The organism is Kitasatospora sp. NPDC001664 (genome assembly GCF_053596675.1).
The window spans coordinates 33,476-56,977 of the sequence record NZ_JBSFGS010000040.1 but is presented as its reverse complement, the minus strand read 5'-3'; the positions used below and the strand labels follow the sequence as shown (position 1 = coordinate 56,977).

Annotated in this window: 17 protein-coding genes; 14 read left to right on the top strand and 3 right to left on the bottom strand. The window is 71.9% G+C overall.

Annotated elements, in window-relative coordinates; translation table 11 throughout:
- The first annotated feature begins 49 nt into the window (after window positions 1-49).
- The 10 genes from ACWCYY_RS36395 (at window position 50) to ACWCYY_RS36350 (ending at window position 15,108) form a co-directional block, all read left to right on the top strand.
- Complete coding sequence (locus tag ACWCYY_RS36395; RefSeq protein WP_449798479.1) at window positions 50-868, top strand: hypothetical protein; 819 nt, start codon at window positions 50-52, stop codon at window positions 866-868.
- A gap of 288 nt (window positions 869-1,156) precedes the next feature.
- Window positions 1,157-1,720 carry a 50S ribosomal protein L10 gene (gene rplJ, locus ACWCYY_RS36390; protein ID WP_345286286.1) on the top strand — a complete coding sequence of 188 codons (564 nt, stop codon included), beginning with the start codon at window positions 1,157-1,159 and terminating at the stop codon, window positions 1,718-1,720.
- Between the two features lie 90 nt (window positions 1,721-1,810).
- Window positions 1,811-2,194, top strand: coding sequence for a 50S ribosomal protein L7/L12 (gene rplL, locus ACWCYY_RS36385; RefSeq protein ID WP_345286284.1), 384 nt, complete (start codon window positions 1,811-1,813; stop codon window positions 2,192-2,194).
- A 602-nt stretch (window positions 2,195-2,796) separates the two neighbouring features.
- Window positions 2,797-6,270: a DNA-directed RNA polymerase subunit beta gene (gene rpoB, locus ACWCYY_RS36380; RefSeq protein ID WP_345286282.1), complete on the top strand. Its 3,474-nt coding sequence runs from the start codon at window positions 2,797-2,799 to the stop codon at window positions 6,268-6,270.
- A 101-nt stretch (window positions 6,271-6,371) separates the two neighbouring features.
- Complete coding sequence (locus tag ACWCYY_RS36375) at window positions 6,372-10,265, top strand: DNA-directed RNA polymerase subunit beta' (protein WP_345286280.1); 3,894 nt, start codon at window positions 6,372-6,374, stop codon at window positions 10,263-10,265.
- Between the two features lie 168 nt (window positions 10,266-10,433).
- The gene (locus ACWCYY_RS36370) at window positions 10,434-11,048 is read left to right on the top strand and encodes a DUF4097 family beta strand repeat-containing protein (RefSeq protein ID WP_449798478.1); all 615 of its coding nucleotides are present in this window, start codon (window positions 10,434-10,436) and stop codon (window positions 11,046-11,048) included.
- A gap of 10 nt (window positions 11,049-11,058) precedes the next feature.
- Window positions 11,059-12,261 (top strand): sensor histidine kinase, encoded by a 1,203-nt coding sequence (locus ACWCYY_RS36365; protein WP_449798477.1) that lies wholly within the window; start codon window positions 11,059-11,061, stop codon window positions 12,259-12,261.
- Window positions 12,262-12,274: 13 nt separating this feature from the next.
- Window positions 12,275-12,949, top strand: coding sequence for a response regulator transcription factor (locus tag ACWCYY_RS36360; protein WP_345286273.1), 675 nt, complete (start codon window positions 12,275-12,277; stop codon window positions 12,947-12,949).
- Window positions 12,950-13,071: 122 nt separating this feature from the next.
- Window positions 13,072-13,623 carry a hypothetical protein gene (locus ACWCYY_RS36355; RefSeq protein WP_345286271.1) on the top strand — a complete coding sequence of 184 codons (552 nt, stop codon included), beginning with the start codon at window positions 13,072-13,074 and terminating at the stop codon, window positions 13,621-13,623.
- A 48-nt stretch (window positions 13,624-13,671) separates the two neighbouring features.
- Window positions 13,672-15,108 (top strand): WGR domain-containing protein, encoded by a 1,437-nt coding sequence (locus ACWCYY_RS36350; RefSeq protein WP_345286269.1) that lies wholly within the window; start codon window positions 13,672-13,674, stop codon window positions 15,106-15,108.
- Here the strand turns inward: ACWCYY_RS36350 and ACWCYY_RS36345 are convergent.
- Window positions 15,092-17,638 (bottom strand): helicase-associated domain-containing protein, encoded by a 2,547-nt coding sequence (locus ACWCYY_RS36345; protein WP_449798476.1) that lies wholly within the window; start codon window positions 17,636-17,638, stop codon window positions 15,092-15,094. The two genes, ACWCYY_RS36350 and ACWCYY_RS36345, sit on opposite strands and share 17 nt — an antisense overlap.
- 66 nt (window positions 17,639-17,704) lie before the next feature.
- Between ACWCYY_RS36345 and ACWCYY_RS36340 the strand changes: the two genes are divergently transcribed.
- The 4 genes from ACWCYY_RS36340 to ACWCYY_RS36325 all read left to right on the top strand — a co-directional run bounded on the left by ACWCYY_RS36340 (window position 17,705) and on the right by ACWCYY_RS36325 (window position 21,741).
- Entirely contained in the window at window positions 17,705-18,439 is a 735-nt protein-coding gene (locus ACWCYY_RS36340; RefSeq protein ID WP_449798475.1) for an SIR2 family NAD-dependent protein deacylase, read from the top strand.
- A 72-nt stretch (window positions 18,440-18,511) separates the two neighbouring features.
- Window positions 18,512-19,747 carry a cytochrome P450 gene (locus ACWCYY_RS36335; RefSeq protein WP_449798474.1) on the top strand — a complete coding sequence of 412 codons (1,236 nt, stop codon included), beginning with the start codon at window positions 18,512-18,514 and terminating at the stop codon, window positions 19,745-19,747.
- Between the two features lie 14 nt (window positions 19,748-19,761).
- A complete protein-coding gene (locus ACWCYY_RS36330) occupies window positions 19,762-20,760 on the top strand; it encodes an ADP-ribosylglycohydrolase family protein (RefSeq protein ID WP_345286260.1) in 999 nt (332 codons plus the stop codon).
- A gap of 93 nt (window positions 20,761-20,853) precedes the next feature.
- A complete protein-coding gene (locus ACWCYY_RS36325; protein WP_345286259.1) occupies window positions 20,854-21,741 on the top strand; it encodes a prohibitin family protein in 888 nt (295 codons plus the stop codon).
- Window positions 21,742-21,754: 13 nt separating this feature from the next.
- On the opposite strand, the gene ACWCYY_RS36320 is transcribed toward ACWCYY_RS36325, so the two are convergent.
- Together ACWCYY_RS36320 and ACWCYY_RS36315 are read right to left on the bottom strand one after the other, a co-directional pair.
- On the bottom strand, window positions 21,755-22,030 hold the full coding sequence (locus ACWCYY_RS36320) for a hypothetical protein (protein ID WP_345286257.1): 276 nt from the start codon (window positions 22,028-22,030) through the stop codon (window positions 21,755-21,757).
- A 171-nt stretch (window positions 22,031-22,201) separates the two neighbouring features.
- Window positions 22,202-23,434, bottom strand: a complete 1,233-nt coding sequence (locus tag ACWCYY_RS36315) for a DUF2786 domain-containing protein (RefSeq protein ID WP_449798485.1) — start codon at window positions 23,432-23,434, stop codon at window positions 22,202-22,204.
- Between the last annotated feature and the right edge of the window lie 68 nt (window positions 23,435-23,502).

Sequence of the window (23,502 nt, the reverse complement as noted above, 5' to 3'; positions counted from 1 at the left end):
GGCGTGAGAGGTTGGCGGGGGAGCGGCGGCACGAGGACGGGGTGACGGGATGACGAGGGCACGGCGCAGCGCGGCCGCGGCACTGGCCGTCCTGCTGCTGGCCGGCCTGGCCGGCTGCGGCTCCGGCGGCTCGGGCGGCGGCAAGCCCACCCCGAGCCCCTCCGCCAGCCGGACCCCGACCGGCCTGCCGAGCCCCACCGACCGCTCCCCGCACGGGGTGCTGCTCTCCGCCCAGCTGGCGATGGACACCGCCCGCCGGGCCGGGTACTCCGCCCGGCTCGGCGACGAGTCCGCCACCGGGGTGCTGTTCTGGGCCCCCAAGACGGTGCTCAGGCTCAAGCGCCCCGGCAGCTCCGAGCAGCTGGTGATACTCGACACCACCGCCTACCGGGGCGGCGACCAGGCCACCGCCGAGCGGAACGCCGGCCGGCACTGGGAGAAGTACGCGGCCCAGGGCGCTGCCCGGGACATCCCGTACGCCGCCCTGGTCGACCGGCTCAACCCGATGGTGGCGCTCACCGCCGCCGTCGCGGCCGAGGGTCCGCAGCTCATCGGCGAGGAGACCGTCGACGAGCTCACCGTCCAGCACTACCGGGTGGTGCTGAGCGCCGAGCGGTACGCCGCCGCCCAGACCCAGCTGCCGGCCGGCCGCCAGGAGGCGCTCCGGGCCGGGCTCGGCAGCGGGGACGTCACCCTCGACCTGTGGCTGGACGGCAAGGACCAGCTGGTCCGCCTGCACCGCTCGGGCGGCCAGGGCAACGACACGGTGACGTACCAGGACTGGGGCGGCGCCCTCTCGGTGCAGGCCCCGGACGCGGCGGACACCGCGGACATGGGCACGGCACCCTTGCCACCACTGGCCTCCTGACCGGATTTGGTCCGAAAGCAAGGCTCGGGTACGGTAGAGCCTGCCAAAGACCGCTGGTTGTCGCCGTTTCCCTTCCGGGGGAGCCGGCACCGAAGGTCCCGCTTCGTGCGGGCGGCCCGCGCAGGTGTGTCTGGTGTCTTTGATTTCCGGTCCTTCGGGGCCGTCGAGGTCTGCAAGCCCCATGCCCCTGCGCATGGGGCTTTTTTCGTCACCCGTGGTTCGAGGCTTGGATGGTCGGCTGATCGATGGTCGGCCTGACTTCGACATCACGGAAGGAGGCGTAAGCCTATGGCCAGGCCCGACAAGGCTGCTGACGTCGCTGAGCTGACGGACAAGTTCCGTTCCTCCAGCGCCGCGCTGCTGACCGAGTACCGCGGTCTCTCGGTGAAGCAGGTCAAGACCCTGCGTCGCTCGCTGGGCGAGAACGCCCAGTACGCCGTGGTGAAGAACACGCTGACCAAGATCGCTGCCAACGAGGCTGGGATCACCGAGCTCGACGACCAGTTCACTGGTCCGACGGCCGTCGCCTTCGTCACCGGTGACCCGGTGGAGTCGGCGAAGGCTCTGCGTGACTTCGCCAAGGACAACCCCGCTCTGATCATCAAGGGCGGTGTCCTTGACGGCAAGGCGCTGTCCGCCGATGACATCAAGAAGCTCGCGGACCTCGAGTCCCGCGAGGTGCTGCTCGCCAAGTTCGCGGGTGCCCTGAAGGCCAAGCAGTCCCAGGCTGCCGCGCTCTTCCAGGCCCTGCCGTCGAAGCTCGTCCGCACCGTGGACGCTCTTCGCGACAAGGTCGAGCAGGGCGGTGCCGGCGCGCCGGCTCCCGCCGCTGAGGACGAGGCCGCGGAGTAACTCCGCAGGCTCACGCCTCGCTGCGGGCCAGTGCCCGCTTCACCCGTACATACGGCACCTACCTGCCGAACTAGTGGAAGGACGCCAATCATGGCGAAGCTGACCCAGGACGAGCTGCTCGCGCAGTTCGAGGAGCTCACCCTCATCGAGCTCGCTGCCTTCGTGAAGGCCTTCGAGGACAAGTTCGACGTCACCGCTGCCGCCCCGGCCGCCGCCGTCGTCGTTGCCGGCCCGGCCGGTGGCGGCGAGGCTGTCGAGGAGCAGGACGAGTTCGACGTCATCCTCGACGGTGCCGGCGACAAGAAGATCCAGGTCATCAAGGAGGTGCGCGCCCTCACCTCCCTCGGCCTGAAGGAGGCCAAGGACCTCGTCGACACCGCCGGTGCGAAGGTTCTCGAGAAGGTCGCCAAGGACGTTGCCGAGAAGGCCAAGGCCCAGCTCGAGGGCGCCGGCGCCAAGGTCACCGTCAAGTGACTCAGTGCCCTCCCTGAGAGGGCGCGAGGCCGGGCCGATCACCCCTGTGGTGGTCGGCCCGGCCTTTTTTGCACTCCCGGGGACCTGACGTTCACCGTCCTGGCCGACTGTGGGCTCGGCCACTGTCGGCGGGTCCGGGTATGGTGATCGCTGTCGTCTCCGGAGGGCCCGCCACGGGGTCTGTAACGCGGTGGCCTGCTGGGACGATGTACGGCGTGAGGTCCGCACTCCGGTGCGGCCCTTGACGAACCGCACCGGGCGCGCGATTCTCAAGGCGCGCCCCGCGTGGTGGGTCCAGGCGGTCGGAGCGGTTCCGGATGCATATTCCGTGGCTCCGACGGGAACTGACTCATCGTGAGGTGCGGTGGCCCGGGGCGTCCGGGCCATTGGTGAGTGGTAGGAGAGGGGTCTCCGATTCGGTCTCCGAATCAGGGCTTGTCAGCAGTGTGCCTTTTGGCTACACTGTCCCTTTGCGCTGCCTGTTAGCTGCTCCGTGACTCGTCGCCCGGAGTGGCCCCTGTCCTGACCTGGGGTTTTCCGCCTCGGCAAGGCCCGGCCGGTACGCGCGTAGTGAGCTCCGAGCCCTCGGAAGGACCCCCCTCTTGGCCGCGCCGCGCAACGCCTCGAACAATTCCGCATCCACCGCCCCGCTCCGCGTCTCGTTCGCGAAGATCAAGGAGCCCCTCGAGGTCCCCAACCTCCTGGCCCTGCAGACCGAGAGCTTCGACTGGCTGCTCGGCAACGCGGCCTGGAGGTCGCGGGTCGAGGAGGCGTTGGAGAACGGTCAGGACGTCCCCACCAAGTCCGGTCTGGAGGAGATCTTCGAGGAGATCTCCCCGATCGAGGACTTCAGCGGGTCGATGTCGCTGACCTTCCGCGACCACCGTTTCGAGCCGCCGAAGAACTCCATTGACGAGTGCAAGGACCGCGACTTCACGTTCGCGGCCCCGCTCTTCGTCACTGCCGAGTTCACCAACAACGAGACCGGTGAGATCAAGTCTCAGACGGTCTTCATGGGCGACTTCCCGCTCATGACCCACAAGGGCACCTTCGTGATCAACGGCACCGAGCGTGTCGTGGTCTCGCAGCTGGTGCGCTCCCCGGGCGTCTACTTCGACTCGAGCCTGGACAAGGTGTCCGACAAGGACATCTACTCCTGCAAGATCATCCCCTCCCGCGGTGCCTGGCTGGAGATGGAGATCGACAAGCGCGACATGGTCGGTGTCCGCATCGACCGCAAGCGCAAGCAGTCGGTCACCGTGCTGCTGAAGGCCCTCGGCTGGACCAACGAGATGATTCTCGAGGAGTTCGGCGAGTACGAGTCGATGCGCGCCACCCTGGAGAAGGACCACACCCAGGGCCAGGACGACGCGCTCCTCGACATCTACCGCAAGCTGCGCCCCGGCGAGCCGCCGACCCGCGAGGCCGCCCAGACGCTGCTGGAGAACCTGTACTTCAACCCGAAGCGGTACGACCTCGCGAAGGTCGGCCGGTACAAGGTGAACCGCAAGCTGGGCAACGCGGAGTCCCTGGACTCCGGCGTCCTCACCGAGCCCGACATCATCGGTGCGATCAAGTACCTGGTGAAGCTGCACGCCGGCGAGGTCGAGTGGCGTGACGACGAGGGCCGCGACATCGTGGTCGAGGTCGACGACATCGACCACTTCGGCAACCGTCGCCTGCGCAACGTGGGCGAGCTGATCCAGAACCAGGTCCGTACGGGTCTCGCCCGCATGGAGCGCGTCGTGCGCGAGCGCATGACCACCCAGGACGTCGAGGCGATCACGCCGCAGACCCTGATCAACATCCGGCCGGTCGTCGCCTCCATCAAGGAGTTCTTCGGCACCAGCCAGCTGTCGCAGTTCATGGACCAGACGAACCCGCTGTCGGGCCTGACCCACAAGCGTCGTCTGTCCGCACTCGGCCCCGGTGGTCTGTCCCGTGAGCGGGCCGGCTTCGAGGTCCGTGACGTGCACCCCTCGCACTACGGCCGCATGTGTCCGATCGAGACCCCCGAAGGCCCGAACATCGGTCTGATCGGCTCGCTCGCGTCCTACGGCCGGGTCAACGCCTTCGGCTTCATCGAGACCCCGTACCGCAAGGTCGTCGACGGTGTCGTCACCGAGGCCGTGGACTACCTGACCGCCGACGAGGAGGACCGCTTCGTCATCGCGCAGGCCAACGCCCCGCTGACGGACGACCTGCACTTCGCCGAGCCGCGTGTCCTGGTCCGCCGCCGCGGCGGCGAGATCGACTACATCCCGGGCTCCGAGATCGACTACATGGACGTCTCGCCGCGCCAGATGGTGTCGGTCGCGACCGCCATGATCCCGTTCCTCGAGCACGACGACGCCAACCGCGCGCTCATGGGCTCCAACATGATGCGTCAGGCGGTGCCGCTGCTGAAGAGCGAGGCACCCGTGGTCGGCACCGGCATGGAGTACCGCTGCGCCGTCGACGCCGCCGACGTGATCACCGCCGAGAAGGCCGGTGTCGTCCAGGAGGTCTCGGCCGACTACGTCACCGTGGCCAACGACGACGGCACGTACAACACGTACCGCGCCGCCAAGTTCACCCGCTCCAACCAGGGCACCTCCTTCAACCAGAAGGTGCTCGTCGACGAGGGCTCCCGCGTCGAGGTCAACCAGGTGCTGGCCGACGGCCCCTGCACCGACCAGGGCGAGATGGCGCTCGGCAAGAACCTGCTCGTGGCGTTCATGTCGTGGGAGGGTCACAACTACGAGGACGCGATCATCCTGTCGCAGCGCCTCGTCCAGGACGACGTCCTCTCCTCGATCCACATCGAGGAGCACGAGGTCGACGCCCGTGACACCAAGCTCGGCCCCGAGGAGATCACCCGGGACATCCCGAACGTCTCCGAGGAGGTCCTCGCCGACCTCGACGAGCGCGGCATCATCCGGATCGGTGCGGACGTCGTCACCGGCGACATCCTGGTCGGCAAGGTCACCCCGAAGGGCGAGACCGAGCTGACCCCGGAGGAGCGCCTGCTCCGCGCGATCTTCGGTGAGAAGGCCCGTGAGGTCCGCGACACCTCGCTGAAGGTGCCGCACGGCGAGTCCGGCAAGGTCATCGGCGTCCGCGTCTTCGACCGCGAGGAGGGGGACGAGCTTCCCCCGGGCGTGAACCAGCTGGTCCGCGTCTACGTCGCCCAGAAGCGCAAGATCACCCACGGTGACAAGCTCGCCGGCCGTCACGGCAACAAGGGCGTCATCTCGAAGATCCTGCCGGTCGAGGACATGCCGTTCCTGGAGGACGGCACCCCGGTCGACATCATCCTCAACCCGCTGGGCGTCCCGTCCCGAATGAACCCGGGACAGGTCCTGGAGATCCACCTCGGGTGGCTCGCCAAGCAGGGCTGGGACGTCTCCGGCCTCGCCGACGAGTGGGCCCAGCGCCTGCAGGCGATCGGCGCCGACACCGTCCAGGGCGGCACCAACCTCGCCACCCCGGTCTTCGACGGCGCCCGCGAGGACGAGATCACCGGCCTGCTGGACCACACCACCCTCACCCGTGACGGTGAGCGCCTGGTGAACTCCACCGGTAAGGCCCGGCTCTTCGACGGCCGCTCCGGCGAGCCGTTCCCGATGCCGGTGTCGGTCGGCTACATGTACATCCTGAAGCTGCACCACCTGGTCGACGACAAGCTGCACGCCCGTTCGACCGGTCCGTACTCGATGATCACCCAGCAGCCGCTCGGTGGTAAGGCGCAGTTCGGTGGTCAGCGATTCGGTGAGATGGAGGTGTGGGCCCTCGAGGCGTACGGCGCGGCCTACGCGCTGCAGGAGCTGCTCACCATCAAGTCCGACGACGTCCTGGGCCGCGTGAAGGTCTACGAGGCGATCGTCAAGGGCGAGAACATCCCCGAGCCCGGCATTCCCGAGTCCTTCAAGGTCCTCATCAAGGAAATGCAGTCGCTCTGCCTCAACGTGGAGGTGCTGTCCTCGGACGGCTCGTCCATCGAGATGCGTGACTCCGACGAGGACGTGTTCCGCGCCGCCGAGGAGCTCGGCATTGACCTGTCCCGGCGCGAGCCGAGCAGCGTCGAAGAGGTCTGATTGAGGCCGGGCCGGCTGATGCTGCATCAGCCGGCCCGCCCCCAGGCCCCCCTCAGACCAACAGACAGAACCTCGATTCACGAAAGAGGGCTTGACGACCAGTGCTTGACGTCAACTTCTTCGACGAGCTCCGCATCGGCCTGGCCACCGCCGACGACATCCGCCAGTGGTCCCACGGCGAGGTCAAGAAGCCGGAGACCATCAACTACCGCACCCTGAAGCCGGAAAAGGACGGGCTCTTCTGCGAGAAGATCTTCGGCCCCACCCGGGACTGGGAGTGCTACTGCGGCAAGTACAAGCGCGTCCGCTTCAAGGGCATCATCTGTGAGCGCTGCGGCGTCGAGGTGACCCGCGCCAAGGTGCGCCGCGAGCGGATGGGCCACATCGAGCTGGCCGCCCCGGTCACCCACATCTGGTACTTCAAGGGTGTCCCGTCCCGCCTGGGCTACCTGCTGGACCTGGCGCCGAAGGACCTCGAGAAGGTCATCTACTTCGCCGCCTACATGATCACCTGGGTCGACGACGAGCGCCGTCAGCGCGACCTGCCGTCGCTGGAGGCGCACGTCTCCGTCGAGCGCCAGCAGATCGAGAACCGTCGCGACTCCGACCTCGAGAACCGCGCGAAGAAGGCCGAGACCGACCTCGCCGAGCTCGAGGCCGAGGGTGCCAAGGCCGACGTGCGCCGCAAGGTGCGCGAGGGCGCCGAGCGCGAGATGAAGCAGCTGCGCGACCGCGCGCAGCGCGAGATCGACCGCCTCGACGAGGTCTGGGCCCGCTTCAAGAACCTCAAGGTCCAGGACCTCGAGGGCGACGAGCTGCTCTACCGCGAGCTGCGCGACCGCTTCGGCACCTACTTCTCCGGCTCGATGGGCGCGGCGGCCCTCAAGGACCGCCTCGAGACCTTCGACCTGGCCGAGGAGTCCGAGCGCCTGCGCGAGATCATCCGGACCGGCAAGGGCCAGAAGAAGACCCGTGCGCTCAAGCGCCTCAAGGTCGTCTCCGCCTTCCTGCAGACCACCAACAAGCCCAACGGCATGGTGCTGGACTGCGTCCCGGTGATCCCGCCGGACCTGCGTCCGATGGTCCAGCTCGACGGTGGCCGCTTCGCCACCTCCGACCTGAACGACCTGTACCGCCGCGTCATCAACCGCAACAACCGCCTGAAGCGGCTTCTCGACCTCGGCGCGCCCGAGATCATCGTGAACAACGAGAAGCGCATGCTCCAGGAGGCGGTCGACGCCCTGTTCGACAACGGCCGTCGTGGCCGGCCGGTCACCGGCCCGGGCAACCGTCCGCTGAAGTCCCTGAGCGACATGCTCAAGGGCAAGCAGGGTCGTTTCCGTCAGAACCTGCTCGGCAAGCGCGTCGACTACTCGGCCCGTTCGGTCATCGTCGTCGGCCCGCAGCTCAAGCTGCACCAGTGCGGTCTGCCCAAGGCCATGGCGCTGGAGCTCTTCAAGCCGTTCGTGATGAAGCGCCTGGTGGACCTGAACCACGCGCAGAACATCAAGTCGGCCAAGCGCATGGTCGAGCGCGCCCGCCCCGTGGTGTGGGACGTCCTCGAAGAGGTCATCGCCGAGCACCCGGTGCTGCTGAACCGTGCGCCCACCCTGCACCGCCTCGGCATCCAGGCCTTCGAGCCCCAGCTGGTCGAGGGCAAGGCCATCCAGATCCACCCGCTCGTCTGCACCGCGTTCAACGCGGACTTCGACGGTGACCAGATGGCCGTCCACCTGCCGCTCTCCGCGGAGGCGCAGGCCGAGGCCCGCATCCTGATGCTGTCCTCGAACAACATCCTGAAGCCGGCCGACGGTCGCCCCGTCACCATGCCGACCCAGGACATGGTGCTCGGTCTGTTCTTCCTCACCTCGGACCGCGAGGAGGTGAAGGGCGGTGGCCGCTCCTTCTCCTCCACCGCCGAGGCGATCATGGCCTTCGACGCCCGCGAGCTGGACGTCCAGGCCCCGATCGACCTGCGCCTGCCGGTCGGCACCGTGCCGCCGCGCGGCTGGACCCCGCCGGTGGACGAGGAGGGTCAGACCTCCTGGTTCGAGGGCGAGTCCTTCCGCCTGAGCACCACCCTGGGCCGCGCGCTCTTCAACGAGCTGCTGCCCGAGGACTACCCGTTCGTCGACTACGAGGTGGGCAAGAAGCAGCTTTCCGCGATCGTCAACGACCTGGCGGAGCGCTACCCCAAGGTCGTCGTCGCGGCGACCCTGGACAACCTCAAGTCGGCCGGCTTCCACTGGTCGACCCGGTCCGGCGTCACCGTCTCGATCTCGGACGTCGTCGTCCCGCCGAGCAAGCCGCAGATCCTCGAGGGCTACGAGGCCCAGGCCGAGAAGGTGCAGCGCCAGTACGAGCGCGGCCTGATCACCAACGAGGAGCGCAAGAGCGAGCTCATCGGCATCTGGACCCGCGCGACCAACGAGGTCGCCGAGGCGATGAACGCGAACTTCCCGAAGACCAACCCCATCTTCATGATGGTGGACTCGGGTGCTCGTGGAAACATGATGCAGATGCGTCAGATCGCCGGTATGCGTGGTCTGGTGTCGAACGCGAAGAACGAGACCATCCCGCGTCCCATCAAGGCCTCGTTCCGTGAGGGCCTGTCCGTGCTGGAGTACTTCATCTCCACCCACGGTGCCCGTAAGGGTCTGGCCGACACCGCGCTGCGCACCGCCGACTCGGGTTACCTGACCCGTCGTCTGGTGGACGTCTCGCAGGACGTCATCATCCGCGAGGAGGACTGCGGCACCGAGCGCGGCCTCAAGCTGGCGATCGGCGTCCGCGGCGAGGACGGCTCGCTGCGCAAGACGGACGACGTCGAGACCAGCGTCTACGCCCGCATGCTCGCCGAGGACATCACCGTCGACGGCAAGCTGCTGGCCACCGCCAACACGGACCTCGGCGACGTCCTGATCGACGAGCTGATCCGTCACGGCATCGGCGAGGTCAAGACCCGCTCGATCCTCACCTGTGAGTCGGCGGTCGGCACCTGCGCCATGTGCTACGGCCGTTCGCTGGCCACCGGCAAGCTGGTCGACATCGGTGAGGCGGTCGGCATCATCGCCGCCCAGTCCATCGGTGAGCCCGGCACCCAGCTGACGATGCGTACCTTCCACACCGGTGGTGTGGCCGGTGACGACATCACCCAGGGTCTGCCCCGTGTCGTCGAGCTCTTCGAGGCGCGCACCCCCAAGGGTGTCGCCCCGATCTCGGAGGCCCAGGGCCGGGTCCGGGTCGAGGACACCGAGAAGACCCGCAAGCTGGTCGTCACCCCCGACGACGGCAGCGACGAGATCGCCTACCCGGTCTCCAAGCGCGTCAAGCTGCTGGTCTCCGAGGGCGAGGCGGTCGAGGTCGGCCAGAAGCTGACCGTCGGTGCGACCAACCCGCACGACGTCCTGCGCATCATGGGCCAGCGTGCCGTCCAGGTCCACCTGGTGGCCGAGGTCCAGAAGGTCTACAACTCGCAGGGTGTGTCGATCCACGACAAGCACATCGAGATCATCATCCGGCAGATGCTCCGCCGCGTGACGATCATCGAGTCGGGCGACGCCGAGCTGCTCCCGGGCGAGCTCGTCGAGCGCGGCCGCTTCGAGCAGGAGAACCGTCGCGTGGTCTCCGAGGGCGGTCACCCCGCCTCCGGCCGTCCGCAGCTGATGGGTATCACCAAGGCCTCGCTGGCCACCGAGTCCTGGCTGTCGGCCGCCTCCTTCCAGGAGACGACCCGGGTCCTCACCGACGCGGCGATCCACGCCAAGTCGGACCCGCTGCTGGGCCTCAAGGAGAACGTCATCCTCGGTAAGCTCATCCCGGCCGGTACGGGTCTGCCCCGCTACCGCAACATCCGGGTCGAGCCGACCGAGGAGGCCAAGGCCGCCATGTACTCGGCCGTCGGCTACGACGACTACGACCTGTCGCCCTTCGGCGCCGGCTCCGGCCAGGCCGTTCCGCTGGACGACTACGACTACGGCCCGTACACGGGCTGACGGTCAGTCGCACGACCGCAGGGCGGTCACCCCACACGGGGTGGCCGCCCTGCGGCGTTTCCTCCCCCGCCCGGGGGAGTGCGCAGGACCGCTCCGGAGAGGGAGGTGCGGGGCGGGGGTGCGGGCCAGGCTGGGGGCAGTTGGTTTCGGACTGCGGAGGGCTTGGTCGTGAAGCGGGTACTGGTGGCGGGCGTGGTCGTGGCGGGTGTGCTGGCGGGGGCGGGCGGGTGTGCCGCGGAGCCGGAGCGCCGGGAGGCCGCGTACGCGGTGGACGGGCCGGTGCGGGTGCTGGTGGTGGACTCGGGGACGGGGGACGTGCAGGTCACGGGGGAGGGGTCGGGGGTGGCGGTGACGGAGCGTCAGGAGTGGCGGGGGAAGGCGCCGGAGGTCCGGCACGAGCTGGTGGACGGGACGCTGACGCTGTCGTACCGGTGCCCGGGCCACGACTGCTCGGTGGGGTACGTGGTGCGGGTGCCGACCGGGACCGAGGTGAAGGTGAAGGCGGGCACCGGTGACGTGCGGCTGGCGGGGCTGACCGGGGTGGTCACGGCGGAGGCCGGGACGGGGGACGTCCGGGGGGCCTTCGCGGTGGCGCCGAGGAGCGTGCGGGCCGTGGCCGGCACCGGCGACGTGCGGCTGGAGCTGCCGAAGGGCGAGGAGTACGCGGTGGACGCCGAGGCGGGCACCGGGTCGGTGCGGGTGGACGTGCCGGTGCGCATCGCGTCGGAGCGGAAGGTCACGGCGCGGGCGGCGACGGGTGACGTGACGGTGGTCGGTGGCTGAGGGAGGCGCCGTGCGGGATGATCGACTTCACGGGGGTGAGGTCTGGGTGGAGCGGTGGCGGGCGTGCGCGGAGCGGGCCGGGGCGTGGTGGCGGGCCCGGTGGGCCGGGGTGGATCCGTACGTGCTGGACGTCGGGCTGGCGGTGGCCTCGGCGGCCATCGCGGTCTGGACGGTCTGGCACGACGAGCCGGCCTGGGAGTGGTGGGTCTACGCCCTGGCGGTGGCCACCGCGCTGCCGGTGGTGTGGCGGCGGCGCGCCCCGTTCACGGTCTTCCTGCTGAACGCGGTGGCCTCGATCGGGGTGACGGTGGCGGCGCACTCGGCGATGCCGCAGGTGCCACTGGCGGCGGTGGTGACGGTCTACACCGTCGCGGACCGGGGCCGGGACTGGCAGCGCTGGCTGATGCTGACCGGCCTGGTCTGGGGCAACGTGGCGGGCACCCGCTCGCTGAACGGGGCGCTGTTCAGCCTGCTGACCTCCGTCGGGGCGTTCGTCTTCGGTTCGCTGGTGCGGGAGTTGCGCCGCAAGGCGGCGGACGCCGCGGACCGGGCCGGTGAGCTGGCCCGCCGGGCCGAGGTGGACGCGGCCCGCGCGGTGGCCGAGGAGCGGGCCCGGATCGCCCGGGAGATGCACGACATCCTGGCGCACGCGGTCTCGCTGATGGTGATCCAGGCCGAGGCGGGCCCGCTGGTGGTGCGCAGCGATCCGGACCGGGCGGTGCGCACCTTCGACACGATCGCCGACTCCGGCCGGGACGCGATGGTCCAACTCCGGCGGGTGCTGGGAGTGTTGAAGGAGCAGGGGGCCGGCCCCGAGCTGGCCCCGCAGCCGACCCTGGCGGAGCTGCCGGTGGTGGTGGAGCGGGTCCGGGAGTCGGGGCTGCGGGTGGAGCTGGAGTGCGCCGAGGCCGGTCCGCCGGAGGTGCAGGCCGCGGCGTACCGGATCGTGCAGGAGGCGCTCACCAACACGGTGAAGCACGCCGGGGCGACCTCCGCCGAGGTGAGCGTCACCCGTACCGGCCGGGAGCTGCTGGTGCGGGTGGCGGACGACGGGCGCGGGGTCGGTGCCCCGCGGGCGGGGGAGTGGTCGGGCGGCCGCGGGCTGGTCGGCATCCGGGAACGGGCGGCCGCCGTGGGCGGCCGGGCGGAGGCGGGGCCCGGCCCCGAGGGGCGCGGCTTCGTGGTCAGCGCCCGCCTGCCGTTGGCGAGTTGAGAAGGGGAGCAGCATGACGATCCGGGTGGTGGTCGCCGACGACCAGGAGCTGGTGCGGGCCGGGTTCGGGATGATCCTGGACGCGCAGCCGGACATCGAGGTGGTGGCGGAGGCGGCCAACGGTGCGGAGGCGGTCGAGCGGGTGCGCGAACTCGCCCCGGACGTCCTGCTGCTGGACGTCCGGATGCCGGTGATGGACGGCCTGGAGGCGGCCCGCCGGGTCTGTGCGGAGCACCCGGCCACCAAGGTGATCATGCTGACCACCTTCGACGTGGACGACTACGTCTACGACGCCCTGTACGCCGGGGCCAGCGGCTTCCTGCTCAAGGACGTCCGCCGGGACGACCTGGCCCACGGGGTGCGGATGGTGGCCTCCGGCGAGGCGCTGCTGGCGCCCTCGGTGACCCGCCGGCTGATCGGCGAGTTCACCGCCCGCCGGGGCTCCGGCCCGGGGCCGCAGCGGCCGCCGTCGCGGCTGCTGGAGCAGCTGACGGCCCGTGAGGCGGAGACCCTGCGGCTGCTCGCGCGCGGGCTCTCCAACGCGGAGATCGCCGGGGCCCTGGTGGTGAGCGAGCACACCGTGAAGACGCACGTCTCCAACGTGCTGGCCAAGCTGCAGCTCCGGGACCGGGTGCACGCGGTGGTCTTCGCGTACGAGTCCGGCGCGGTGGTGGCCGGGGAGGACTGATCCCGGTGGCCTCCCCCGCGCGGGGGAGGCCACCGGTTCACCGGCGCGGGCGATCCCCGGGCGGCGCCCGGACGGCAGGCTGGTGGTCATCGAGAAGCCGTCACCACCAAGGGAGTTCGACGATGACCTGGGACCGTCCGGCGCTGGTCGCGCCGCTGCTGTTCGGCCTCTACGGAGCGGTCCGGCTGCTGCCGGAGTCGCGGGAGCCGGGACCGAGCTGGCTGATCGGCCATGCACTGCTGCTGCTCGGGCTGCTGCTGTTCGTCCCGGTGCTGGCCGAACTGGCCCGCCGGGCCCGGGGGTTCGGCCGGGTGCTGGGCCCGCTGGCGTACCTGGGGCTGGCCGCCTCGGTCGGGCAGGTGCTGGTGGACCTCTGGGTGGGCCTGGTGGCGGAGGACAAGGCCGCGATGCGGGAGCTGTTCCAGCGGGTGCAGGACGTGCCCGGGGTGCTGCCGGCGTTCTACCAGGTGGGGCCGCTGCTGTTCCACCTCGGCCTGGTCGCGCTGCTCGTCGCGGCGGCCCGCCGCACCGCCTGGTGGAGCCCGCTGGTGGCGGCCGCCGGAGTGGCGCTGTCGGCGGTGAGCCTGGACCTGCTGCCGGTGGCCGCCGTGCTCTGGGTGCTGGCGCTCAGCCCGCTGGAGCGGCGGCCGGTGGCTGTCGGTGGGGCCGCGTAGATTCGTTCCCGTCACCCCACCCCACCGTCCCGAGAGGGCTCCCCAGCCATGTCCGTCGCCACCGAGCAGGTCACCTACCTGGAGCTCTCCGAGGATGCCGGGAGCGCCCACAAGTTCTACGAAGTCCGGCTGGACGGGGCCGAGTTGACCGTCACCTACGGCCGGATCGGCGAGCCGGGCCAGCGCAAGGCCACCGTCTACCCGACGCCGGAGAAGGCGGCCGCCGCGGCGGCGAAGAAGGTCGGGGAGAAGGTCCGCAAGGGCTACGCCCCGGCGGTGCGCGGGGTGCGGCAGCGCCGCTCGGTGACGCGCCGCCAGATCGTCAGCTCCCGCTCCACGGCGCACCAGGCCCCGCTGCTCTGGCGGTTCCGCTCCGGCGCCCCGGCCTTCGGGGTCTTCGTCGGGCAGGAGCACGCCTGGGTGGGGAACGAGCAGGGCGACGTCTACACCCTCACCCACGACGGCGAGGTGACGGGCCGTTACGGCCTCCCCGACGGCGTGAAGTGCATCGTCGCGGACGAGTACTGGATCTACGCCGGCTGCGACGACGGCAAGGTCTACGACCTGGGCGGCAAGGTCCCCCGGGTGGCGTACGAGATCGCCGCCGACGTGGACATCTACTGGCTGGACATCCACGACGGCCTGCTCGGTGTGGCGGACGCGGTCGGCGGCATCACCACGGTGGACCACGAGGACGAGTTCCAGTGGCGCCGCGCCACCCGGGGCGGCAGCGCCGGCTGGATGGTGCGCTGCGACGGGGACGCGGTCTACCACGGCTACGACCGGGGCGTGACGCGCTACGCGGCCGGCGGCGAGCAGGAGTGGCACACCCCGACCACCGGCGCGGTGCTGTTCGGCTGGCAGGAGCGGGACGAGGTCTTCGCGGGCACCTCGCGCGGCGTGGTGCACCGGCTGCGGAAGTCCGACGGGGCGCAGACCGGGCTCTACCGGTGCGACGCCGCGGTGTTCTCCTGCGCCGCCTCGCCGGACGGCCGGTACGTCTTCGCCGGGGACAACCACTCCTCGGTCTACTGCTTCGCCGCCGACGGCACCCGGCTCTGGAAGCTGGGCACCGGCTGCGGCTCGGCGTACTCCATGCAGTACCGGGACGGCCGGCTCTACCTGGTCACCACCGACGGCTCGCTGGCCTGCCTGGACGCGAGCGAGGAGGCCGTCCGGGCGGCGGAGGGCGGACACCTCCCGCGGACCACCGACGTGAAGGCCTCGGGCTGGGAGCGGGTGGTGCCGAGCGCCGAGGTCGAGGTGGTGACGGGAGCCCTGGACGGCGGCGTCGAGGTCGAGTGCGTGCAGGAGGGCGCCCGGACCAGGGTGCGGGTGGTGACGCCCGGCTTCCGTGCGGACTGGCGGGTGCAGTTCCCGAAGGAGGTCCGGGTGCCGGGCGCCCGCTACTGGGTGTCGGAGGTGCTGGAGTCCGGCCGGGGCGGCTTCTACCGCGCTCGGGGCGAGATCAAGCGGGTGCTCTGACCTTACTCAGCGCCGATGCCAACTCGGCTGCTGTGGTGGGAAGTTCCGGCATGGGCTGGTCGGCGCGCAGGGCCGGGGCGCGCTCCACCACGGTGACGCCGGTGCTCGCCTCCAGCACGGGGGCGTAGCCCGCCGCGCGCAGCGCCGCCAGGGTGGCCTCGGGAGCGGCGGCGGCGATCAGCACCGTCGGTGCGACCCGGCGCAGCCCGAGCTTGGCCAGCGGGCGGCTGTGGGCGAGCTCCAGCACCAGCGCTTCGTCGTCGGAGCGCAGGCAGCTGCCGGCGGCGGCCACCCGGATCCGGCCGTGGGTGCGGGCGGTGTCCCGGACCAGGTACTCCAGCGGCTGCGGGAGCGGGGCCGCGGCGGTGCTGAACTCCCGCAGCCGGTCGATCAGTTCGGTGGCGTCCTGGCCGGCGTCCAGCGCCCGGCGGACGGAGGCGGGGCCGAACCGCCAGACGGTGGCGTGGCCCTCGGACTCCCGGTCGGCGGCTCCGGCCAGCAGCTCGGCCAGCTCGGGGGAGGCGGGTCCGGTCACCACGGCGGTGAGGTCGGCCTGGAACCGGGCGGTCCGGGCCGGCTCGGGGACGAGGCCGGCCAGGGCGTCGCGGAGCCCGGCCACGGCGGTGGCCAGCGCGGGGTGCCGGTCGAGGGAGGGCCCGGCACCGGGGACGGCCGGGAAGAAGCGGTCCGCACCGGCCCGGAGCAGGTCGAGCACGGCGTGTCCCACGGGGGTGAGCACGCCGTGCCCGACCACTCCGAGCAGCGCGGCCTCGTCCAGCGTGGCCCGGGCGGAGTCTTGGGTGGCGGTGTTGACCTCGACCACCAACGGGGCGAACCAGGAGGCTGCTTCCACGAGGGCGGCGGTTCCCCCGTGGCCAGCGGTTCCCCGGGGGGCAGCGAGGGTGGTGGTCACACCGGGGGCGCGGGGAACTGCGCGCTGCGGAAGAAGCGGGTCCGTCTGCCGGGTACGGGGGTCCACCTGCACGTGAGCGTCCGTACCCGGCACACGGGTCGTTGCGTTCCCCTTCGCGCAGTTCCCCGCGCCCCCGGGGTGACCACCTTCCCCGGCGTAGTCGGCTGCCAGCGCCGAGAGCAGGCTGCGGCGGAGCGGCACCGCCGTCCGGTCCTGAGGGGTCGTCAGGGCGACCTCCGGGCCGCCGTGCTCACGGGTGAAGACCTCGGGCGTCACCGCCCAGGCCGCGACCAGTGGCAGCAGCCGCTCCGCGGGGGAGGCGGCCAGCCAGGTGTCGTAGCGGGCGGTCGGCAGCAGCTGCGCGGCCGGAGCGGGTGCGGGGCGGCGGCCCCGGGCGGGCGCGGGCGACGGCTCGCGGTGCGGGGCGAGCAGGCCGGCGTTGGCGGCCAGGTCCAGCCACAGGCGGGTCTGCGCCTCCCCGGCCCCGATCTCCTTGGCCAGCCGGGCGGTGTCCCGTACGGCGATCCCGCCCGCCTTGCGGAGCGTCAGCGGCCGGGCCGCGACCGCCCGCAGCAGTACCTCCACCCGGGAGGCCGAGGCCGTCGCGGCCGCCTGGGCCTCGGCCAGTGCGTGGCCCGTGCCCGCGTCGCCGCCCGTGTCCCCGTCCCGCTCCGCGACGGCGGTCGGCGGATCCGGCTCGAAGGGCAGCGGCCACGACGGGTCGCGCAGGGCCAGCCCCACCTCGTACGGCAACTCCACGACGCCCGGCCCCGCCGGTGCCAGCAGCCCGCGCGCGGCGGCCCACGCCACCGTCGGATCCCCCGAACCGTCCGGCGGGAAGCGGTACTTGGCGAACGGCCCGGTGTCCTCCGAGCGGAAGTACCCACTGCTCAGCCGCGGCGAACCGAGCCCCGGCGCGGCCAGCGCCGAGAGCAGCCGGACCACCGCCTCCGGTGCGCCCGCCACCACCTCCCGCACGGCCGCCCGGTCCCGCAGCAGCGCGACCACACCCCGCTGCGCCTCCTCCCGGCTGCGCGCCGGGCCCAGCCCCAACGAGTCCTCCACCAGCCGGACCTGGGCCGCCAGGTAGGCGTCGGAGTACAGCACCTCGGCCGGCCGCCCGTACCCCAGCAGGCCGCCGGCCGGCCGGTACAGCACGGCCGGGAGGACCAGTGACGAGCCGTGCGGCGGCAGCAGCAGCGCACGCGCGGCCAGGTCGTCGAGCAGCGTCAGGGCCCGGGCGCCGAGCGGGCCGAGCGCGGCCGCGAGGTCGGCCCGCTCGACGGCCCGCTCGGACGGTTCCAGGCCGTCCGCACCGGCCCAGCCGCCCGAGCGACGCCCCGCGAAGCCGGTCAGTGCGGGCCCGGCGGCGTCGGCGACCGGCCCGTACCGGCGCTCGGCCAGGACGGCCACCGCGGCGAGCACCTGGAGCCGGGCCCGGTCCAGGCCGGTCAGGGCGAGCCGCACCGAGGGGGCGGTCAGCAGGAGCTCGGCCAGCCGGAGCGGATCGGCGGCGTCGGAGCGTCCGTGCGGCAGGCCGCGCTCCTCCAGCAGGACGGTCAGCTGCTCCGGGGTGCGCCGCGTCAGCCAGGTCGCCAGCGCCTTCGTGCTGTTCACCGCACCACCGTAGCGGCCCGGAAACCCACTCGCGGGCGGTGCCTGACGGACCGTAACGTCACCGGCATGACCACCAAGCGTCCGCTCACCGCCGTCCTCACCGGAGCAGGGATCTCCACCGACTCCGGCATCCCCGACTACCGGGGCCCCCAGGGCCTCTGGCAGCGCGATCCGAGCGCCCAGCAGCTGGTCACCATCGGTCCCTACCTGGCCGACACCGAGATCCGCCGCCGGGCCTGGCTGATGCGCCGCGACGCCGGGGCCCTGCACGCCGAGCCGAACGCGGGCCACCGCGCCCTGGTCGAGCTGGAGCGGGCCGGGGTGCCGATGCGGGTGCTCACCCAGAACGTCGACGGCCTGCACCAGGCCGCCGGGCAGACCCCGCGCAAGGTGCTCGAACTGCACGGCACCGCCCGGGACGTGCGCTGCGCCTCCTGCGGCGACCGGGGGCCGATGACCGGGGCGCTGGCCCGGGTCGAGGCCGGCGAGCCCGACCCGGCCTGCCTGGTCTGCGGCGGGATCCTGCGGCCGTGCACCGTGATGTTCGGCGAGAGCCTGGACCTCACGGTGCTGGACCAGGCCGAGGCCGTCTCGATCGCCTGCGAGGTGTTCGTCGCGGTCGGCACCAGCCTCCAGGTCCACCCGGCGGCCGGTCTGGCCGAGGTGGCCGTGACGAACGGGGCGCGGCTGATCGTGGTGAACGGCGAGCCCACCCCGTACGACGAGATGGCCCACGAGGTGATCCGCGAGCCGATCTCCACCGCCCTGCCCGCCCTGGTCGAACGCCTGCTGGCCGTCTGACGACCGACCTGACGGTCCGTTCGGCCGTCTGCGTACGATGGCCCTCCCCGCACAGTCTGGGAGGGCACCAGCATGGCCGAGCAGGACAGCAGGGCCGCCGTGGCCGCCGCGTACGACCCGTGGTCGCCGGAGTTCGTCGCGCACCCCTACGAGGCGTACGCCCGGCTGCGCACCGAGGCGCCGGTCGTCTTCCACGAGCACAGCGGGCAGTGGCTGGTCTCCCGCTACGCCGACGTCAACGCGCTGCTGCGGGACCGCCGGCTCGGCCGCACCTACACCCACCGCTTCACCCACGCCGAGTTCGGCCGCCCCGAGCCGGACCCGGCGCACGAGGCCTTCCACACCCTCAACGAGCACGGCCTGCTCGACCTGGAGGGCGTCGACCACACCCGGATCCGCCGGCTGGTGTCCAAGGCCTTCACCCCGCGCATGGTGGCCGGGCTGCGGCCGACCGTGGAGAAGCTGGCCGGCGAGCTGGTCGACGGGCTGCTCCGGGACGGCGGCGGCGACCTGATCGCGAAGGTGGCCGAGCCGCTGCCGGTCGCGGTGATCGCCGAGATGCTCGGCTTCCCGGCCGAGGACCGGCAGCTGCTGCGCCCCTGGTCGGCCGACATCACCGCGATGTTCGAGCTCAACCCCTCCGACGAGACCGCCCGACGGGCCGTCACCGCCTCCACCGAGTTCTCCGACTACCTGCGCGGCCTGATCCGGGCCCGCCGCGCCGAGCCCGGCGAGGACCTGATCAGCGCCCTGGTCGCCGCCGCCGACGGCGGCGACGCGCTGACCGAGCAGGAGATGGTCTCCACCTGCGTCCTGCTGCTCAACGCCGGCCACGAGGCCACCGTCAACACCACCGGCAACGGCTGGTGGGCACTGTTCCGCAACGAGGCCGAGCTGGCCCGGCTGCGCGCCGAGCCCGAGGCCCTGCTGCCCACCGCCGTCGAGGAGTTGATGCGCTGGGACACCCCGCTCCAGATGTTCGAGCGCTGGGTGCTGGACGACGTCGAGCTGTACGGCACCACGATCCCGCGCGGCGCCGAGATCGCCCTGCTCTTCGGCTCCGCCAACCGCGACCCCGAGCGCTTCCCCGACCCCGACCGGCTCGACCTCGGCCGCACCGACAACGCGCACATCACCTTCGGCGCCGGAATCCACTTCTGTCTCGGCGCCCCCTTGGCCAGACTGGAGCTGACCGAGTCCTACGGGGCGCTGCTGCGGCGGGCTCCCGGTCTGCGGCTGGTCACCGAGCCGCGCTGGCGGCCGGGGTACGTGATCCGGGGGCTCGAAGAGCTGCTGGTGGAGATCTGACAGGGGGGATGGGCATGCGACGGGCGAGCGGCACCATGGTGGGCCTGGCGATCGGTGACGCGCTGGGCAAGGAGACCGAGTTCACTCCGTACGAGGAGCTGCTGCGCGGCACGCCGTGGCGCGAACGCCAGCTCCCCAAGCGGGCGTTGGTCACCGACGACACCCAGATGACGCTCGCCCTGGCCACCGGCCTGCGGGCCGCCCTGGAGCGCGGCCCGCTGGCTCCGCTGCGCCTCGCCAACCGGGTCCGCGAGGAGTTCGTCCACTGGTACCACGACCCGGACAACAACCGGGCCCCCGGTACCACCTGCCTGCAGTCCTGCAACCGCCTGCGGAAGCCCGACACCACCTGGCAGCAGGCCAGCGACCTCGGCTCCAAGGGCTGCGGCGCCAACATGCGGGTCGCCCCGGTCGGCCTGGTCCCCGGCCTGACGGACCGCCAGCGCTCGGGCGCCGCGCAGCTGCAGTCCGGCCTCACCCACGGCCACCCCACCGCGCTGGCCGCCAGCGACCTCACCGCGCACACCGTCCACCTGCTGGTGAACGGCGCCGCCCCGGCCGAACTGCCCGGCCTGCTCCGGGAGTACGCGCTCGCCGTCCGCGCGCGCGGCTACGACGCGCTCTGGCTCGGCGACCTGGCCGACGGCGCCCAGGACCCCTCGCCCGAGCACTTCGCCCTGCGCGGCTGGGACGAGTGCCTGCACCAGCTCGACCGGCTGGACGCGGCCCTCGCCCACCCCGAGCCCGAGGGCGACCCGTGCGCCGTCACCGGCGAGGGCTGGATCGCCGAGGAGGCCTTCGGCACCGGCCTGCTCTGCTTCCTGCTCTTCCCCGACGACCCGGTCGCGGCCGTCCGGCGCGGCGCCGTCTCCGGCGGCGACTCCGACTCCATCGCCTGCCTGGCCGGCGCCTTCGCCGGCGCCCACCACGGCCTGGACGCCTGGCCGGCCGACTGGGTCCAACGGATCGAGTACCGCGAGGAGCTGCTGGCCTTCGGCGCCCTCTGGGACTGAACGGCGCGCGCCGGGGCTGAACGGACACCCACGGTTCGGCGAACACTGGGTGACGCACTGTCAGGAAGATCGCCGCGCCCCTAGGCTGCGGCCATGCTGCTGATATCCGTCATCCTGCTGGTCGTCGGCGTGGTCCTGCTCGTGCTCCGCTGGCGCGGGGCCTTCGACGGCCGGGCCTCGATCTTCGGCGGCCTGGCCTCCCTGCTGCTCGGCCTCGGCCTCGGCCTGACCACCTTCGTCCACGTGGTCGAGCCCACCGAGGTCGGCGTCCCCACCACCCTCGGCAAGGTCGGCTCCGCCTGGCAGCCCGGCCTCCACCTCAAGTCCCCGCTCACCGACGTCACCACCTTCTCCACCCGCCCGGTCGACCTCAACCTCACCGGCGACACCACCGTCGAGGTCCGCTCCTCCGAGGGCGGAGTCCTCTTCGCCGACGTCACGCTGAAGTGGTCCATCGACCCCAAGCACGCCGTCGACCTCTACAAGCTGGCCGGCAGCGAGGAGTCGGTGCAGCAGCGGCTGGTCTACTCCGACAGCCGCGAGATCATCCGCAACGTCTTCGCCCGCTACACCAACGTCGAGGGCTACAGCTCCAAGCGCGAGGCCATCAGCTCCGAGATCGACAAGCTGGTCGTCGAGCGCCTCACCCCGCGCGGCATCGTCGTCAACGGCGTCAACCTGCGCAACGTCAAGCCCAGCGACTCCCTGCAGAAGGCCATCGAGGCCAAGATCCAGCAGGACCAGGCCACCGCCCAGGCCCAGGCCTCCGTCGCCACCGCCAAGGCCGAGGCCGAGAAGAAGAAGATCGAGGCCGAGGCCCAGGCCAACGCCAACCAGCTGCTCGCCAACTCGCTGACCGACAAGATCCTGCTCAGCCAGTGCATCGAGGCCTTCAAGGCCGCCGCCGAGAAGAACCCGGTCTACGCCAGCCCCTGCGGCGGCACCGGCAACCCGGTCATCGTCGACTCCACCAAGCGCTGAACCGAGCGCCGACTCACGGGGTGACGACCCGTCCGTCGAAGGCGGCGAAGGCACTGCCGACCAGCTCGCGCAGCGCCTCGCCGTCCACGGCGTCCAGCCGCTTCACGTACAGGCACCCCTTGCCGACGGTCACCGGCCCCAGCCGGGCCAGCAGCTCCGCGTGCCGCTCGAAGCCCTCCGCGACGTAGAGCGTCAGCGCCTGCGCGTCCGCCCTCCGGCACCCGTCCGGCACGGCGGCCAGGAACACGGCGGGATCCTCGTCGGTCGGCACAGTCCTCGGTTCGGCCATGCCGCCAGCCTGGCAGGTGGTGATGCCGGGGGCGCGGGGCTCTGCTGATCTGCGGCTCCGCCGCGCGGGCGCGAGTCCGGAAGGCGGCCCAGCGTGGGATCGGGGCACGTCAGCCAGTTGCACGTGTTGCCGTTCCCCCGCGCGCAGTTCCTCGCGCCCCCGGGGTGACCACTAGCGTGTGATGGACCCCGAGCGGCCGTTCAGCGCCGCACGGTCCGCCGCGGCGCGCCCCTCGTACCAGCCGTCCGCGTTGGAGACCCGGACCCGCTGGGAGGTGAGCCGGGGGAACATCCGGTCCACCGTGTGGTCGACCGCCTCCTCGCGGGCCGCCAGCGCGGGCAGCAGCCGCTCGTCCGGCGCCAGCCGCTCGGCCGTCCCGTCCTCGCCGACCCGGTGCCCCGCGACCGCCTCCGCCGTGGCGGTGGTGAGCCGCTCGCGGATCCGCGCGGCGTAGGCGATCAGGAAGGACTGCCGGAAGGACTTGGTGCGCGAGGCGCCTTCCTTGTGGTGCCGGCTGCCGGCCCGCTGCATGGCGGCGGTCGCCTGCACCAGCAGCGAGGTGTAGAGCAGCTCCACCGCGTCCAGGTCCGAGTCGAAGCCGATCACCGTGCAGAAGCCGAACTCCTTGGCCCACACCGTCCGGCACCGGTTGGCCGTCGCCACCGCGTCCAGCAGCATCGCCTTCGGGCTCTCGTACGGGTTGTCCACCCCGATCCGCACCGCTCCCGGGGTGGTGGAGGAGTCCTGACCGGCCGTCAGCAGGGCCTCGTCGATACTGTGCTGGGCGATCAGCTGCTGCGCCTTCGCGGTGAGCGCCTCCGCCTCCTCCGGGTACTCGGTGGACTCGGCCTTGGCCAGCAGCGCCCGGATCCGGGAGAGCATCTTCGGCTCGCCCGGCACCGGCCCCACCGCGCGGTGCTCCACCGGGGCGGCGGCGCCCGGGGCGGGCCCGACCGGCGTGACGGGGGGCAGGAGCGCCCAGAGCCGGATCAGCTCCAGCGCGGCGGTGGCCAGCGCGAAGCGGTCCAAGCGGTGTTTGGCGGCGTAGGCGGCGAGGTAGGCGCCGTCGCCGTCCCACCACACCTCGGTGGCGAGTTCGCGCAGCTGCTCGTGCCAGCGCCGGTCCAGCGCGGCGGCCGGGTGCCGGCGCTGCTCGGCGGCGATCAGGTCGACCCCGAGCTCCTGGTGGACGGGGCCGAGCTCGCGGCGGACCATCCGGGCCAGGTCGGCGGGGCGCCAGCCGACCGTCCAGGCGCGGCTGACGGTCCGTTCGGCCTGGGCCACCAGGGCCCGGCTGACCTCGGTCCAGTCGGCGGCGGCGAGCAGCGAGGCCCCGGTGTCGAGGGCGAGGTCGAGGCGCTCCGGCTCGGCGCCCGTCACCTGGGCGACGGCCTGCGCGACCAGGGCTTCGGCGGTGGACTGCTGGGGCACGGTGATCTGCCTCGCACAGGAGAAGGAAGAGGGGGGACCAC

Coding starts and splice junctions, on each gene's coding strand:
- ACWCYY_RS36395 (WP_449798479.1), top strand. CDS start 50: ATGACGAGGGCACGGCGCAGCGCGGCCGCGGCACTGGCCGTCCTGCTG.
- ACWCYY_RS36320 (WP_345286257.1), bottom strand. CDS start 22,030: ATGGCCGAACCGAGGACTGTGCCGACCGACGAGGATCCCGCCGTGTTC.
- ACWCYY_RS36340 (WP_449798475.1), top strand. CDS start 17,705: ATGACCACCAAGCGTCCGCTCACCGCCGTCCTCACCGGAGCAGGGATC.
- ACWCYY_RS36355 (WP_345286271.1), top strand. CDS start 13,072: ATGACCTGGGACCGTCCGGCGCTGGTCGCGCCGCTGCTGTTCGGCCTC.
- ACWCYY_RS36335 (WP_449798474.1), top strand. CDS start 18,512: ATGGCCGAGCAGGACAGCAGGGCCGCCGTGGCCGCCGCGTACGACCCG.
- rplJ (WP_345286286.1), top strand. CDS start 1,157: ATGGCCAGGCCCGACAAGGCTGCTGACGTCGCTGAGCTGACGGACAAG.
- ACWCYY_RS36330 (WP_345286260.1), top strand. CDS start 19,762: ATGCGACGGGCGAGCGGCACCATGGTGGGCCTGGCGATCGGTGACGCG.
- ACWCYY_RS36350 (WP_345286269.1), top strand. CDS start 13,672: ATGTCCGTCGCCACCGAGCAGGTCACCTACCTGGAGCTCTCCGAGGAT.
- rplL (WP_345286284.1), top strand. CDS start 1,811: ATGGCGAAGCTGACCCAGGACGAGCTGCTCGCGCAGTTCGAGGAGCTC.
- ACWCYY_RS36360 (WP_345286273.1), top strand. CDS start 12,275: ATGACGATCCGGGTGGTGGTCGCCGACGACCAGGAGCTGGTGCGGGCC.
- ACWCYY_RS36325 (WP_345286259.1), top strand. CDS start 20,854: ATGCTGCTGATATCCGTCATCCTGCTGGTCGTCGGCGTGGTCCTGCTC.